The sequence below is a fragment of the Saccharopolyspora erythraea NRRL 2338 genome, from assembly GCF_000062885.1.
In the GTDB taxonomy this organism is placed as follows: Bacteria; Actinomycetota; Actinomycetes; order Mycobacteriales; family Pseudonocardiaceae; genus Saccharopolyspora_D; species Saccharopolyspora_D erythraea.
In genome coordinates this window covers 547,073-561,844 of sequence record NC_009142.1, presented here as the reverse complement: position 1 = coordinate 561,844, position 14,772 = coordinate 547,073, and the positions used below count along the sequence as shown (strand labels likewise).

Here is a 14,772-nt window from a genome sequence, read left to right as displayed (position 1 = left end):
GCCATCCCGGCGCCGGTCAGCGCGTCGCGCTCGCCGGGATGGCGGCCCACGTCGTCGTGCTCGGTGCCTGCTGATCAGCCGGTGGGGCGTCCTGGGCTGGAGGCCTGCGCCCAGAACCGCTGCGGGATGCGTCCGGCCTGGGAGGCGAGCCGTCCCGCGTCGACGGCCGCGCGCATCGCGGCGGCCATCCGCTCCGGGTCCTGCGCGCGGGTCACGGCGGTGGCCAGCAGCACCGCGTCGCAGCCGAGCTCCATCGCCAGCGCCGCATCCGATGCGGTGCCGATGCCCGCGTCGAGCACGATCGGCACCGACGCGCGGGAGACGATCATCTCGATGTTGTGCGGGTTGCGGATGCCGAGGCCGGTGCCGATCGGCGAGCCCAGCGGCATCACCGCCGCGCACCCGGTCTCCTCCAGCCGCAGCGCCAGCACCGGATCGTCGTTGGTGTAGGCGAGGACCACGAAACCCTGGTCCACCAGCTGTTCCGCAGCGTCGAGCAGTTCGACCGGGTCGGGCAGCAACGTGTCCTCGTCGGCGACGACCTCCAGCTTGACCCAGTTCGTGCCCAACGCCTCCCGCGCGAGCTGCGCGGTCAGCACCGCCTCGGCCGCCGTCCGGCAGCCCGCGGTGTTGGGCAGCGCCTCGATGCCGAGCTTGCGCAGCAGGTCGAGCACGCCGGTGCGGCCTCCGGCGTCGGCACGGCGCATCGCCACCGTCGTCAGCTCGGTACCGGATGCGATCAGCGCGCGTTCCAGCACCGCCAGGTTGGCCGCGCCACCGGTACCGGTGATCAGCCGCGAGCCGAACTCGCGTCCCGCGATGACCAGCGGGTCGTCCATGTCAGTCAGCCTCCTTGAACCGCGGTGAGGACTTCGACGGTCGCCTCCGCCCGCAGGCCGGTCGCGGGCCAGGCGGCCCGCGGCACGACCGCGCCGTCCAGCGCGACGGCGACTCCCCGTTCCGGCACGCCGAACTCGCGCAGCACGGCTTCCAGCGTGGCGTCCTCGGGGACCTGCCGGGACTCTCCGTTGACCACTACCTGCACTGTTGCCCTCCGTTCTCGGGGGAGATCCGGCGGCCGGGGTCGGCGGCCTTCACCTCTTCCGGCGGGGTCCGGCCGCTCAGCAGCGCGACGACCGCCTCTGCGGTGACCGGCGCCAGCAGGAACCCGTTGCGGTGGTGGCCGGTCGCGGCGATGACGCCCGGTTCCAGCCAGCCCAGCAGCGGCAGGTTGTCGCCGGTGCCCGGCCGCAGCCCGGCGATGGCCTCCACCAGCGCGTACTCGGCGATGCCCGGCAGCACCTGCTCGGCGTCGGCGATCAGGTCGCGCACCCCACCGACGGTGACCTCGGTGTCGAAGCCGACCTCGTACTGCGTCGCGCCGACGACGAGCCCGCCGTCGTCGCGCGGCACCAGGTAGACCTGCCTGCCGTGCACCGGTCCGCGCACGGTCCGGGTCGGCGGCGGCAGGGCGGTGGTCCGCGCGCGCAGCCGCAGGATCTCGCCCTTCACCGGCCGGATCGCCCCGCTCAGCAGCGGGTGGAGGTCACCGGACCGCGCGCCCGCGGCGATCACCGCGACGTCGCATCGCAGCGCCGAGTCCTCCAGCTCGACCTCGCCGGCGCGCACCGCGCGCGCCCGGGCGGTGACGAACTCGGCGCCGGCCGCCGTCGCCGCCGCGCGCAGCGCGGCCAGAGCGACGCGGTTGTCGACCGCGAGGTCGCCCGGCACCGACAACCCGGCCCGCACCGACGGGCCCAGAGACGGCTCCATCCGGCGCAGCTCGCGACCGTTGTGCCTGGTCACCGAGCGGCCGAGGCGGGCGAGGTAGTCGGCGAGGTTGTCGAGCTCGGTGCGGTCGGCGCTGTCGACCCCCACGACGAGCGTGCCCTCCGGCCGCAGACCGGACGGCATCCCCGCGTCGCGGGCGAGCCGGTCCGCGAAGTCGGGCCAGCGGTGCAACGACGCGGCCCCCAGCTCGAGCAGCTCCTCCTCGCCGGGCCACGCCTCGGCGACCGGTGCGAGCATCCCGCCCGCCACGTGCGACGCGCCGGACGCGGGCGCCGGGTCGACCACCGTCACGCGGTGACCGGCGCGCGCCGCGCACCAAGCGACGGACAGACCGATGACCCCGCCGCCGACAACGACGACGTGCTCGGCCGTCAAACCAGACAGTTCAGACAACTCCACGCTCCCTGCGCCGGCATGACCCGGATCAGGTTCGACGGTCGGGGCCTTGGCGCCCCCTCTCAGTCCGGCATCCGCGGACTCCCGTGCTCACCGCCTTCCACCGTACCCGTCGCCGATCTCCCAGTCAGCTGGGCGGCGAGATCTCCCGGCGGCGTGCGTGCCAGAAGTTACCCTGAGGGGCATGCCAGGACTGGACGGTTTCGGTATCCGCGCCCGCCTCGAGGAGGCCCTGCTCTACCTCTGCACCGACGCGCGCACCGAACGAGGTGATCTCGCCGAGTTCGCCGACGCGGCGCTGGACGGCGGGGTGGACATCATCCAGTTGCGGGACAAGAGCGCGGGCGGCGCTCCGCTGGAGGCCCGCCACGAGCTCGCCGCGCTGGAGGTGCTGGCCGAGGCGTGCGTCCGGCACGGCGCGCTGCTGGCGGTCAACGACCGCGCCGACGTGGCGATGGCCGCCGACGCCGACGTGCTGCACCTCGGCCAGGACGACCTGCCCGTCGAGCTGGCCCGGCGCATCGTCGGCGACCAGGTGGTGGTCGGGCGCTCCACGCACGACGTCGTGCAGGCCGACTCGGCGGCCACCGAGCAGGGCGTGGACTACTTCTGCACCGGCCCGGTGTGGACCACGCCGACCAAGCCGGGACGCGAGGCCGCCGGGCTCGAACTGGTCCGCCACACCGCCGAGCACCGCGGCCACGGCAGGCCGTGGTTCGCCATCGGCGGCATCGGCATGGACAACATCGACGAGGTGGTCCAGGCGGGTGCGCGGCGTGTCGTCGTCGTCCGCGCCATCACCGAGGCCGAGGACCCGCGCGCCGCCGCCGCGGCGCTGCGGACCAAGCTGGGCTAGGACGTGCGTGGGCCCCGGCGGACGTGCCGCCGGGGCCCACGCGGTCGGTCAACCGGTCACTCGGGGTTCACTGGGTGAGCAGCGTCAGACCGTAGGCCTGCAGGATCTCGTTGACCGGCTGGAAGTAGGTCGTGCCGCCGGAGGTGCAGTCGCCCGAACCGCCGGAGGTCACGCCCTGGGCCTGGTCGCCGGACAGCCACGAGCCGCCGGAGTCACCGGGCTCGGCGCACACGTTGGTGCGGGTCAGGCCCTCGACGGTGCCCTGCGGGTAGCGCACCGTCTGGTTCTTTGCCTCGACGGTGCCGCAGTGCCAGCCGGTCGTGGAGCCGGAACGGCAGATCGACGCGCCCTCGGCGGCCTCGCTGGAGCCGGCGACGCCGACGGTGCCGCCCTGGTAGTCGTTGACCAGCGGAACCGGGTTCTCGCCGGAAGCGGTCCGGACCCAGCCGTAGTCGTTGCCCGGGAAGGACGAGCCCTCGAAGGTGCCGCTCGGCTGGCTGGTGCTGTCGCCCTGGTTGCCGCAGTGGCCCGCGGTCACGAAGCCGCCCTGCACGGAGAAGCCGACCGAGCAGCGGGAACCGCTGCCGATGTAGTAGGCGTCGCCGCCGATGACGTCGGCGTAGGTCCGGGGCTGCTCGGCGGACTCGACGACGCGCACGGCGCCGGCGTCCACCCCGCTGGCGCGGACGAAGTCGGTCGCCTGCCCGGCTGTGCCCGGGGCGGTGGTCAGGACCACGGAGTTGCTGCTGGAGTCCACGTACCAGCCGGTGACCGACTGCGGGGCGCGCGCGGACTGCGCGTCGAGGCCGTCGGCGACGCCGTCGAGCTGCTGGACGTTGTGCTGGACCAGCTCGCCGTCGGCCCCGGCGGCGCGGACCTCGTCGAGGAGGCCGGCGTCGGTCACGCCGACGACGAGCTTGCCGAGCGCGGCGTCGTAGTGGGAGCCGCCGAACGCGGAGCCGAGGGTGCCGCGCAGGCTCTGGTCGGCGCGGGTGGCAGCGGCCTCGTCGGCGAGGCGCTCAGCGGCCTGCTCGGCGGTCAGGCCCAGGTCGCGCTGCATCGCCTCCATCAGGGTCGCGGCCTCCGCGGCGACCGGCGCGGGCGCGGTCGGATTCGCCGTGGCGGGCACGGTCAGGGCGGCGATCGTGCCAGCCGCGAAAATCACGGACCCCGTCACCCGGGCCGCAAGTCTGCGCTTCATGTGCTGTCTCCCTTGTTCCGCGTTACCGGACCCCCGTCGGCGAACAAGTATTCGGCGAGGACAAGTCGTGCACATCCATCTTTTGACGCATATCTCACCGATCCGGCAAATTCCTAACGTACTTCGCTGATCAGCGCGAACGGTCGCGAGAGGAGGTCTTTCCGGCGGCTCCGGCGCGCGACCGTTCGGCCGCGAACGCGGGGCGGCGCTGGGCGTTTTCCCAGCTCAGCGATGGTGCGTTGGTTTCCGGCCAGCGGGACGCGGCAGGTGCCTCGGCGGGAAGTGCGGCGGGTGGGCGGCGGGAAGCTCCGCGAGCGGGAGGTGGGATTCCGGCGGACCGGCAGCGGTCGACTTGGCGGAACGGCGGCGAGCGGCTCGGCGGAACGGCGGCGGGAAGCCCGGCGGGCGGGCGGCGGGAAGCCCGGCGGGCGAGTGGCGGGACGCCCAGCGAGGCGGTGGCGGGAAGCCCAGCCGGGTGGTGGCGCGAAATCCGGCGGGGCGATGGCGGGAAGCCCGACGGACGGCTGGCGGTGATCGAGGACGGACGGCTGGCGGGAACCGGACGGCGCGTAGGCGGAACCGGCCGGCGGCTCGGCGGGACGCGGCGGAAACCCCGGCGACGGCGTGGCGGGATGGCGGCGGAATCGCAGCCGTCGCCCCCGTGGGGGCGCCCGGCTCGGCGGGGACCTGGCGAAGGCGCAGCCACGCCAGGCACCCACTGCGCTCCACGGCGGATCCGCCGCTCCCCACCGGAAGCCAGGCGGCCCCGCTCGCCAGTCGGGGGTTCTAGCGGTCCTCGCAACACCTGCGACCTGTGGGAGTTGCGAGGACCGTGGCATGTGAGGGTGACCGTGCCGAGCTGAAGCAACGTTTCCTGGACCGGCTTGATGCGGTTGGGAGCGTCACTGTGGCGGCCCGTGAGCTGGGCCTGAACCGGAACACGGCCTTTGGTTGGGCCCGGCAGGCTGGGCGGCGGTCGATTCGAGCGCGGCAGCGGCATCCCCGGCGCGACGAGTACGAGCAGCTGCGTGCAGAGGGTGTGCCCCGGCGACGGGCGGCCGAGCGGGTGGGCATCAACGAGCGCACGGCGAAGGACTGGGACTACGGGGTCCGCAAGAGCCGGAACGCGCGGACCTACCCGAACGGGGTTCGTGTCGATTACGCGACGGGCACCAGCACGATCGTCGACGTGAACTCCGTGGCGCCCAAGCTGTCCGCACTGGACAAGCAGTTGCATCCCCGGCTGCTGACCTTGGCAGAGCGGGAACGGATCCGGGACCTGCGGGCCGAGGGCCACTCACTGCGGGACATCGGGAGCGCGTTGGGGCGCTCAGCCAGCACGATCTTGCGGGAGATCCGCGCGAACTCCACCCACGGCGGCTACCAGCCATATGCGGCCCACCGCGCGTCGGCCGCCCGTCGGCCACGCCCGAAGCAACGCAAGCTGATCGCGCAGGGACCGTTACGCCAGTTCGTGGCCGATGGCCTGCGCGAGCGCTGGTCACCGGAGCAGATCTGCCACGCTCTAGGCAAGGAGCATCCCGGCGACCAGAGGATGCGAGTGAGCGTGGAGACGATCTACCAGGCGCTGTACTTCCAGGCCCGCGGTGGTCTCAAACGCGAAGTACAGGCCGCGATCCGCACCGGCCGGACCCGCCGCAAGCCACGCCGCAACCCGAACCAGCGCACCGCGCGGTTCATCGACCCGATGGTGATGATCAGCGACCGCCCCGCCGAGGCCGCCGACCGGGCCGTGCCCGGCCACTGGGAGGGTGATCTCATCATTGGCGCTGGTAACCAGTCCGCGATCGGCACCCTGGTAGAGCGCACCACGCGGTACACCATGCTGGTCCACCTGCCGAACGGGCACGACGCCGAAACGGTCCGGGACGGTCTCGTAGCGACTATCACAACGCTGCCGAATCACCTCCGTGGCTCGCTGACCTGGGACCAGGGAGCCGAGATGGCCCGCCACAAGCAGTTCACCATGGCCACCGACATGCCGGTCTACTTCTGCGACCCGGCCAGTCCCTGGCAGCGCGGTACCAACGAAAACACCAACGGACTGCTGCGCCAGTACTTCCCCAAGGGCACCGACCTCAGCGTTTACGGACCCGAGGACCTCGAGCACGTCGCCCAACAGCTCAACGGGCGACCACGCAAAACGCTCGGCTGGGACTCCCCAGCCGAGCGCCTCGCTATGCTCCTGACCAAAGCCAGTTAATCACCTGTGTTGCGACGACCCCTTGAATCCGCCAGTGGCGAGCGGGGCCGCTGAACACCTACCCGCGTGCGCCCGCTGCGTGCGAATGCCGCCGGCGGCGGATCGAGTCAGTTGGGCGCGCCGTTGCGCAGGCTCGGCTGCGCGGTGGGCGGCACGACCCCGGTGCTTTCGCCGGGCGACTCACCCTGGGTGGGTTCGGGCAGCGAGGTCGGACCCTGCGTCGCGGTCTGCCCGCCGGTCGGCTGCTCCGGCACGGGCGTGGAGGGAACCGCGGACTGCTCGCGGGACGGCTCGGCGCTCGGCTCGACCTGCGACGAGGGCTCCGGCTCGGACGACGACTCCACCGGCTCGTCCTGCTCCGGCACCGGCTGCTGCGGCGCGGGCGGGGCGGGACGGCGCAGCGCCTGCCCTATGGTCGTCCCGCCGTCGCCGGACAGCGAACGGCCGGTGATGCCCTCGAACCCGGTGATCACCAGCATGCAGAGCGCGAACGCGATCGCGCTGCTGGCGGCGACCAGCCCCCACCTGCGCCACCGCACGCGGCTCGGCTGCACGGCGTCGCGGTCCGGCGCCGGGTTCCACTTCACCGTCGCGGCTTCGTCGGCGGGGCTCGGAGCCGGCATGCCGCCCAGGTCGCGGGTCGCGTCGTCGGCCTGCTCAGCGGCGCCGACCTGCCGAGTCGCGTTCGGGTCCTCCACCACCTGCTCGCCGCCCGGCCAGTGCATCCCCGAATGCCCCGGCGAGAGCGGCTCGATGAAGCGGGTGCGCTGCTCGGCACCGTTCGGCGCCTCGGGCTGCTGGAGCTTGGTGGTGCCGTCCTCCCCCTCCGCGTCGAACCGCAGCGACTGCTGCGCGAACGCCGTCGTCTTCTTCGCGCGCAGCAGCGCGGCCTTCTCCTTCGCCGCGGCGGCCTGCTCCTTGGTCCGCTCCAGCGAGCGCTGGTAGAGCTTGCCGCCCACCGTGACGACCACGCTGGTCAGCGCGGCGCCCCACATCGTCCCCACGGCACCCAGGTAGGAACCCAGGTAGGCGGCGGTCACCGACGCCAGTGCGGTGCCGCACACGTTCGCCGCGGAGAGGTCGAGCTTGCGCTCCTTGCGCTTGTCCTTGCTGTCTTCGTCCTTCTCCTCTGCCATGGCTCCCACGCACTCGACGCATATCAGTCCTATAACGGCCAACGTGGGATCACGGCGCTGTGCTCCCCGCAGTTGCCCATGGGTGAGTACCGCCACTTCGGGGCGGGAAATGCGCCGTTGGGCGTAACGAACAGCGATCGGGTTACGACTGCGCCACGAACGAAGGACGTTGGGCGACGGCACTACGCGCTGTCGTACCGCCGCCACCCGCAGGAGCCGCGGGGAGCGGGCTCAGGCGGGCGGGTTGAGGCGGGCGACGAACTTGTAGCGGTCGCCGCGGTAGATCGAGCGGACCCACTCCACCGGCCTGCCCTCGGTGTCGAAGGAGTGCCGCGAGAGCAGCAGCATCGGCAGGCCGACGTCGGCGCCCAGCAGCTCGGCCTCCTCCGGGCTGGCCAGCGCCGTCTCGATCGTCTCCTCCGCGTAGCCCATCTCGACGCCGAAGCTCTCCCGCAGGACCTGGTAGAGCGAGCCGCCGGACTCCAGCCGGCCGGTCAGCCCCCGGAAGCGCGACAGCGGCAGGTGCGTCGTCTCGATCGCCATCGGCTCGCCGTCGGCCAGGCGCAGGCGGCGCAGCCGCAGCACGGTGGCGCTCGGGCGGGTGCCCAGCAGCGACGCCAGCTCCTGGTCGGCCGGTTCCTCGATGACCTCCAGCAGCCGCGACGTCGGCTGCCTGCCCTGGGCGAGCATGTCCTCGGTGTAGCCGGTGAGCTGGAGCCGCTGGGCGACCTTGGGCTTGGCGGCGAAGGTGCCCTTGCCCTGGACGCGCAGCAGCCTGCCCTCGACGGTCAGCTCGGCGAGGGCCTGGCGGACGGTCGTGCGGGAGACGTCGAACTCGGCGGCCAGCGCCCGCTCGGTGGGGATCGGGGAGCCTGGGGGCAGCGAGCGGAGCATGTCCAGCAGGTGCTGCTTCAGGCCCCAGTACTTGGGCTCTCGCTGGGTACGCGCCGGGTTCTCCGCCCCGCTTGGCACCGATGTTTCGAGCATCGTTCCTCCTACCACCGCAACCTTCCCGCCGGTTGCGCCCGGTGTCGGCGCGGGCCCACCCGCACGCCGAGTACTTCTGCACTTCAGCATGCACGAAAGACGGCGGTGCGATCGCCACGCCCGCCCACTTTCGCCGGGCCGGATCAGGCCCGCGCGGCCAGGTGCGCCGTTCGGGTGGCGGTGGGAGCGCTCTCCTGGGCGGAGGCGCAACGACCGGGCCGAACCGGACGCGGAAGATCCACCCGAGCCAGCCGGTCCCGCCGCCCTGCTGAGGGCTCCCGCCCCACCGCCGACGGCAGCCGGCGCACCCTCTCGTTGGGCTCCCCCGCTGCGCGACGCCGACCGCCGCACCCTCCTCGGGACGCCAACGGCCGCCGGACCCTTCCCCCGGACGACGACAGCCGTCTACGCCCTTCCCCCGGGCGACAGCCGCCGGAGCCTTTCCCGGAGGGCAGCCGCCGGGGCCCTCTCCCCGCACAACGCCGCCGCCACACTCCCTTCGGACCCCAACGGCCACCAGCGCCCTTCCCCGGACGCCAACGGCCGCGGAGAGCTTCCCCGGACGACGACAGCCGCCACGCCCCTCCCATCCGGACGACGACAGCCGCCACGCCCCTCCCATCCGGACGACGACAGCCGCCACACCCCTCCCCTCGGACGCCAACGGCCGCCGCGCCCGTCCTCCGGACGGCGATGGCCGCCGGGCCGTGACGGCAGAATGGTGTGAGGCGTCACAGCGGGAGCGGCGATCGCCAGACGCCTCGCGGTTTCCTCTACGATTGGTCTAGACCTGGATGCGAAGGGACGCCCCGATGAGTGAGGCCACCGCACAGCCCGGCGCGCGGATGACCGCCGAGATCGCCGAACAGCCGCACGTGTTCGGCGAGCTACTGGCGCACCGCGCAGAGATCGCCGAGGTCGCCACCCGGATCGCCGAGCGCAGGCCGCGGTTCGCGCTGCTGGCGGCCCGGGGGTCCAGCGACCACGCCGCCCTGTACGCGAAGTACCTGATCGAGGTGCTGCTGCAACTGCCCGTCGGACTGGTGTCGCCGTCGACGACCACCCTCTACGGCGCGCGGCCCGACCTGACCGACGTGCTGCTGCTGTCGGTCAGCCAGAGCGGCGGCTCCCCCGACCTGCTCGAGGTCACCGAGGCGGGCCGCAAGGCAGGCGCCACCACGGTCGCGGTCACCAACACCGCCGAGTCGCCCCTGAATCGGGCCGCCGAGATGTCGGTCGGCATCCGGGCCGGCCAGGAGCAGGCGGTCGCCGCGACCAAGACCTACAGCGCCACGCTGCTCGCCCTCTACCTGCTGGTCGACGCGGTGCGCGGCGGGAACGCCGAGCACGCCCGCGCGTTGCCCGAGCTGGCCCGGACGACCCTGGACACCACCGAGCAGGCGGTCGCCGAGGCGGTCCACCGCTACCGGTTCGCCGACCGCATGGTCACCACCGGTCGCGGCTACTCGCTGGCGACGGCGTGCGAGGCGGCCCTGAAGCTGGCCGAGACCAGCTACCTGTCGGCCCGCGCCTACAGCGGCGCCGACCTGCTGCACGGTCCGGTCGCCGCGGTGGACGCCGAGACCGCGGTGCTCGCGCTGTGCAGCGCGGGCAAGGGCGGCGCCTCGACGCGGGAGGTCCTGGAGGCGGTGCACGAACGAGGTGCGGACATCTGCGCCATCGGCTCGGCCGCCGCCGACGTCCCCGCCGCGCACCGCATCGGCGTCCCGGACTGCGCGGAGGAGCTCGCGCCGGTGCTGGAGGTGCTGCCGGTCCAGCGCCTCGCGCTCGGTCTGGCGCTGGAACGGGGCGGCGATCCGGACAACCCGCGCGGCCTCAAGAAGGTGACCCGGACCCGCTGACCCGACCGCGAGCGATCAGTCCTCTGTGGACAAGAACCTGCGCCGGGCCCGTTAGAAGCCCGCCTCACCGAGGGGGCGGGGTGAGACGGGCAAGGTCAGGCTACGCCGAACGGAGCAGCGAGCCAAAGCGGGGTGGGCAAGAACGCCAGGGCAGAAAGCCCTTGTCACTCGGACGAGTGGATCAGTGCGGGTTGCGCGTACCGCCTCAGAGTTCGTAGACCTGCCGCGCCGTGGTGTCGAAGACAGCCTGCCGCGCGGCGTCGCCCAGTCCCGAGGTGAGCTCCCACGCGAGGCGGAAGACCTCCCCGTACTCGGCCGCCAGCAGGCAGACCGGCCAGTCCGACCCGAACATCACCCGCGCCGGCCCGAATGCGTCCAGCACCACTTCCGCGTAGGGCCGCAGCCGGCCGGCGTCGGGCTGGGCGGACCAGTCGTCCTCGGTCACCAGCCCGGACAGCTTGCACACCACGTTCGGATGCGCCGCCAGCGCCCGGATCCGGCTCTCCCACGGCTCCAGCTCGCCGGATGCCACCGGCGGCTTCGCGCAGTGGTCCAGCACGAAGGTGAGCTGCGGGAACTGGCCGACCGCCTTGATCGCGGCCGGGAGCTGGTGCGGCCGGACCAGCAGTTCGTAGAGCAGTCCGGCGTCCTCGACCGCGGCCAGCCCCGACAGCACCTCGGGCCTGGTGAGCCAGTCCGGGTCGGGTTCGTCCTCGACCTGGTGGCGGATTCCCTTGAGCCACCGGCCCGACGGGTTAGACAGCAGGTGCCCGAGCCGCTCCCGCACGTCGCGGGCGGTCAGGTCGGTCCAGCCGACGACCCCTGCGATGCGGTCGCAGGAGTCTGCCAGCACCAGCATCTCCGGGGTCTCGTCCGGGTCGGAGACCGTCTGCACCAGCACGGTGGAGTCCACAGTGGTCCCCCGCAGCGCGGCGACCAGGTCGGCCGGGCGGAAGTCGCGGCGCAGCGGCTGCATCTCGGGCCCGGTCATCCAGGGCTGGTCCCGGACGTCGAGGTCCCACAGGTGGTGATGGGTGTCGACGGTCATCGTTCCCCCTCGGCGGGCCGGACGCGCAGTCCGGACATCCCGCCGTCGACGTTGAGCACGGTCCCGGTCGTGCCGGCCGCGGCCGGACTCGCCAGGTGCACGATGGCATGCGCGACCTCGGCGGCCGACACCAGCCGCCCCGTGGGCTGCCTCGCCTCCAGCGCCGCCCGCTCGGCGCCCGGGTCGGCGGCGCTGTCGAGCAGCCGGCCGATCCACGGCGTGTCGACCGTGCCGGGAGCCACGCAGTTCACCCTGATCCCCTCCCGCACGTGGTCGGCGGCCATCGCGAGGGTGAGCGCGCGCACCGCGCCCTTGCTGGCCGAGTAGAGCGCGCGCTGCGGCAGTCCGGCGATCCCGGCGATCGAGCAGGTGTTGACGATGGCGGCGTGCTCGGACGCCCGCAGGAGCCCCAGAGCGGCCCGGCTGACCCGGGCGATGCCGACGACGTTGACGTCGAGCACGTGGTGCCATTCGGCGTCGTCGTTGGCCGAGATGTCGCCCTGCGCGCCGATCCCGGCGTTGTTGACCAGCACGTCGAGCCCGCCGAACCGCTCGCGCACGGCCTCGACCGCCGAGCGGACCTCGCCGTCGTCGGTGACGTCGCACCGCACGCCGAGCAGCGACTCGCCGACGTCGTGCGGACGCAGGTCCAGCACCGCCACCGCCGCTCCGCGCTCGGCCAGCAGCCGGGCCGTCGCCAGCCCGATCCCCGACGCTCCCCCGGTGACCGCCGCGACCAGACCGTCGAACTCACCCATCGAGTTCTCCGTTGCCTCGCCGCGAATCCGCGCACGCGCGATGCCGTTTGCTCATGCGTCCTCCCCGACCGAACACAGGACACCCCGATGTATATCGGCTGCCGTGCCGGGATGACCAGACCCGGCTGGTTTGCGACATCCGGGGCCACGATCCGTGGCGGAGCGGGTACAAAGAGCGCATGCGCAGCCAAGAACCGGTGCTCGTCCTCGGCCTGGACATCGGTGGGACCACCAGCCGCGCGCTGGTCGGCGACCTGTCCGGCCGCGCCCTCGGCACCGGTTCGGCCGGTGGCGGCAACCCGAACTCGCACCCGCCGGAACGGGCGGCGGCGCAGGTCGCCGCCGCTGCCGCCGACGCGCTCCGCGGCCTCGACCCGGCATCGGTGCGGGCCGGCGTGCTGGGCATGGCCGGGGCGAGCAAGATGACCGACCCCGCGGTGGCGGAGCTTTTCCGGAACGAGTGGTCCGCGCTCGGTCTGACCTGCCCGATGCGGGTGGTCGGCGACGTGGAGGTGGCATTCGCCGCGGGCACGCCCGAGCCGGGCGGCACGGTGGTGATCGCGGGTACGGGGTCGGTCGCCGCGCGGATCGAGGACCACCGGCTGGTCGCCAGCGCGGGCGGGCACGGCTGGCTGCTGGGCGACGAGGGCTCGGCTTTCTGGCTGGGGCGCGAAGCGGTCCGCGCGACACTGCACGCGCTCGACCGCGGGCGCACCGACGGCGACCTGGTCACCGCAGTGCTGGACGAGCTGGTCGACGACCGGTCGCGCGACGAGCCGCCGGCCGTGCGCAACCGGCTGATCACCGCGGTGAACTCCGCGCCGCCGATCCGGCTGGCCGAGCTGGCCCCGCTGGTCACCAGGACCGCAGGCAGCGGCGACGAGGCGGCGACCGCGATCGTCCGGAGCGCGGCGCGGCTGCTCGCCGACACCGCGTCCATCACCAGGCCGCCCGGCGACACGAGCCCGGTCGTGCTGGCCGGCGGTCTCGTCGGCGCGGGCAACCCGGTCGGCGACGCGCTCCGCGCGGAACTCGCCGAGCGCTTCGGCGCCGAGCCGCGCACGGCCGGCCCAGGTGCGGCGGGTGCGGCGTGGCTCGCCGCGGTCGGCCTGGCGGCGCCCGCCGACCTCCCGACGCTGCACAAGCAGTTCCTCAGCGCACAGGGCTGACGACCGCGGCATCGCGCCGCGGCTACTCGTTCGCTTCGGCGACGAACTCCCCGTACTGCTCCGCGGACATCAGGGAGTCCAGCTCGGACCGGTCGGCGACCTTGATCGCGACGATCCAGCCGTCACCGTAGGGATCGGTGTTCACCAGCTCCGGCTCGTCGCTCACCTGGCTGTTGACCTCCACGACCTCGCCGCCCAGCGGTGCGAAGAACTCCGCGACCGCCTTGACCGACTCCACGCTGCCGAGCGCCTCGGCGCCGCTGACGCGGCGGCCCACCTCCGGCATCTCCACGAAGACGATGTCACCGAGCTCCCGCTGCGCGTGATCGGTGATGCCGATCCTGACTGTGTCGCCGGACCGCGCCTCGACCCACTCGTGGTCCTGGGTGTACTTGAGACCCTGCGGGATGTTGACCACGTGCTGCCCCTTTCGAAGATCGCCGGAACCGGGATCCGATCCGTGCCGATCTTCGCCCCGGCGCACGAGCCGTTCGCCGTGGATCACCCCAAGCGGTGACGCCCGTTCGAATCGGTGCCGCGCAAGCGGGAGCTGGTTCTCACAGCCTTCTCACCAGGACAGCGCCGAGGTGGCGCTCAAGCCGACGTTGCGCGTGCGTCCTGCGGGTGCCTCAGCCCGGGGTGGTCCTCGGGTAGCGCGCGGCGCAGGACCCACCAGCTCACCGCCACGCACACGGCCACCAGCGGCCAGGTCAGGACCACCTGCGCGACGCTGAGCGCCACGACGGCGTTGGCCGTCCACAGCGGGATGAACACCACCAGCCGCACCAGGTACTGGCAGACCCACACCCAGCTCGCCCGGCCGTAGGCGCGCAGCAACGCCGGGTCGCGCCGCCACCTGCGGCCCTGGCCGAGCACGGTGCCCACGACGGCGCCCAGCAGCGGCCAGCGCACCACGATGCTGACCATCCACGCCAGGCCGCTGGCCGCGTTGGTGACCAGGCGGATCAGGAAGAAGTCCGCGGCGTGCCCGGTGTGCAGGGCGATGATCGCGCCGAACATGACCGCGAGCAGGCTGACCAGCACCGCGACCGGGCGGTCGCCCTTGCGCAGCCGCCAGGCCGCGATCAACGCGCCGACCCCGACCGCCGCCGCGCCACCGGCGGCGATGGACTCGCCGAAGGCGAACCAGCCCAGCCCGAACACCACCGGGGGCAGGCTCGCGTCGATCGCCGTCGTCCGCCCGCCGAGAAGCCGCATCAACGAGTCCCGGTCCGCCTCTGGCGCCGGGGCCGTGTCGGTCTGCCGATCGTCGGTCACGAGTTAAGCGTGCCTTACCCGCCGGTCCGAGTGCACGCGCCCAGTGGCCCGCGACTCGTCGGGATC

14 protein-coding genes and 1 riboswitch are annotated in these 14,772 nt (G+C 73.1%); of the genes, 4 read left to right on the top strand and 10 right to left on the bottom strand.

Features of this window, described 5'->3' with window-relative positions:
* Nucleotides 1-74: 74 nt before the first annotated feature.
* From thiG to thiO, 3 genes are read right to left on the bottom strand one after another with little or no spacing between them, the layout of a single operon-like run.
* Complete coding sequence (gene thiG, locus SACE_RS02495; RefSeq protein WP_009950940.1) at nt 75-839, bottom strand: thiazole synthase; 765 nt, start codon at nt 837-839, stop codon at nt 75-77.
* Between the two features lie 5 nt (nt 840-844).
* Complete coding sequence (thiS, locus tag SACE_RS02490; RefSeq protein ID WP_011873079.1) at nt 845-1,045, bottom strand: sulfur carrier protein ThiS; 201 nt, start codon at nt 1,043-1,045, stop codon at nt 845-847.
* On the bottom strand, nt 1,036-2,166 hold the full coding sequence (gene thiO / locus SACE_RS02485; protein ID WP_009950942.1) for a glycine oxidase ThiO: 1,131 nt from the start codon (nt 2,164-2,166) through the stop codon (nt 1,036-1,038). Before thiO ends, thiS begins: the two co-directional genes overlap by 10 nt.
* A 9-nt stretch (nt 2,167-2,175) precedes the next feature.
* Nucleotides 2,176-2,285, bottom strand: a riboswitch (TPP riboswitch).
* Nucleotides 2,286-2,371: 86 nt separating this feature from the next.
* On the opposite strand from thiO, the gene thiE reads away from it, so the two are divergent.
* Complete coding sequence (gene thiE, locus SACE_RS02480) at nt 2,372-3,043, top strand: thiamine phosphate synthase (RefSeq protein ID WP_009950944.1); 672 nt, start codon at nt 2,372-2,374, stop codon at nt 3,041-3,043.
* Between the two features lie 67 nt (nt 3,044-3,110).
* Here the strand turns inward: thiE and SACE_RS02475 are convergent, their stop codons facing one another.
* Nucleotides 3,111-4,244: a S1 family peptidase gene (locus SACE_RS02475; protein ID WP_011873078.1), complete on the bottom strand. Its 1,134-nt coding sequence runs from the start codon at nt 4,242-4,244 to the stop codon at nt 3,111-3,113.
* Nucleotides 4,245-5,283: 1,039 nt separating this feature from the next.
* On the opposite strand from SACE_RS02475, the gene SACE_RS02470 reads away from it, so the two are divergent.
* Nucleotides 5,284-6,468 carry an IS30 family transposase gene (locus tag SACE_RS02470; protein WP_143538058.1) on the top strand — a complete coding sequence of 395 codons (1,185 nt, stop codon included), beginning with the start codon at nt 5,284-5,286 and terminating at the stop codon, nt 6,466-6,468.
* 107 nt (nt 6,469-6,575) lie between these two features.
* On the opposite strand, the gene SACE_RS02465 is transcribed toward SACE_RS02470, so the two are convergent.
* Nucleotides 6,576-7,604 carry a hypothetical protein gene (locus tag SACE_RS02465; protein ID WP_009951281.1) on the bottom strand — a complete coding sequence of 343 codons (1,029 nt, stop codon included), beginning with the start codon at nt 7,602-7,604 and terminating at the stop codon, nt 6,576-6,578.
* 231 nt (nt 7,605-7,835) lie between these two features.
* Nucleotides 7,836-8,591, bottom strand: a complete 756-nt coding sequence (locus tag SACE_RS02460; RefSeq protein ID WP_009951283.1) for a GntR family transcriptional regulator — start codon at nt 8,589-8,591, stop codon at nt 7,836-7,838.
* Nucleotides 8,592-9,403: 812 nt separating this feature from the next.
* Here SACE_RS02460 and SACE_RS02455 point away from each other — a divergent pair.
* Entirely contained in the window at nt 9,404-10,453 is a 1,050-nt protein-coding gene (locus SACE_RS02455; RefSeq protein ID WP_009951284.1) for an SIS domain-containing protein, read from the top strand.
* Between the two features lie 205 nt (nt 10,454-10,658).
* Here the strand turns inward: SACE_RS02455 and SACE_RS02450 are convergent, their stop codons facing one another.
* Both SACE_RS02450 and SACE_RS02445 read right to left on the bottom strand, forming a co-directional pair.
* Nucleotides 10,659-11,501 (bottom strand): amidohydrolase family protein, encoded by an 843-nt coding sequence (locus SACE_RS02450; protein ID WP_009951286.1) that lies wholly within the window; start codon nt 11,499-11,501, stop codon nt 10,659-10,661.
* A complete protein-coding gene (locus SACE_RS02445; protein ID WP_009951288.1) occupies nt 11,498-12,259 on the bottom strand; it encodes an SDR family NAD(P)-dependent oxidoreductase in 762 nt (253 codons plus the stop codon). Before SACE_RS02445 ends, SACE_RS02450 begins: the two co-directional genes overlap by 4 nt.
* A 179-nt stretch (nt 12,260-12,438) precedes the next feature.
* Here SACE_RS02445 and SACE_RS02440 point away from each other — a divergent pair, with 179 nt between their 5' ends.
* On the top strand, nt 12,439-13,428 hold the full coding sequence (locus tag SACE_RS02440) for an N-acetylglucosamine kinase (RefSeq protein WP_009951289.1): 990 nt from the start codon (nt 12,439-12,441) through the stop codon (nt 13,426-13,428).
* A gap of 22 nt (nt 13,429-13,450) precedes the next feature.
* On the opposite strand, the gene gcvH is transcribed toward SACE_RS02440, so the two are convergent.
* Both gcvH and SACE_RS02430 read right to left on the bottom strand, forming a co-directional pair.
* The gene (gene gcvH, locus SACE_RS02435) at nt 13,451-13,846 is read right to left on the bottom strand and encodes a glycine cleavage system protein GcvH (protein ID WP_009951290.1); all 396 of its coding nucleotides are present in this window, start codon (nt 13,844-13,846) and stop codon (nt 13,451-13,453) included.
* A 176-nt stretch (nt 13,847-14,022) separates the two neighbouring features.
* Nucleotides 14,023-14,706: a DUF3159 domain-containing protein gene (locus SACE_RS02430; RefSeq protein ID WP_009951292.1), complete on the bottom strand. Its 684-nt coding sequence runs from the start codon at nt 14,704-14,706 to the stop codon at nt 14,023-14,025.
* Between the last annotated feature and the right edge of the window lie 66 nt (nt 14,707-14,772).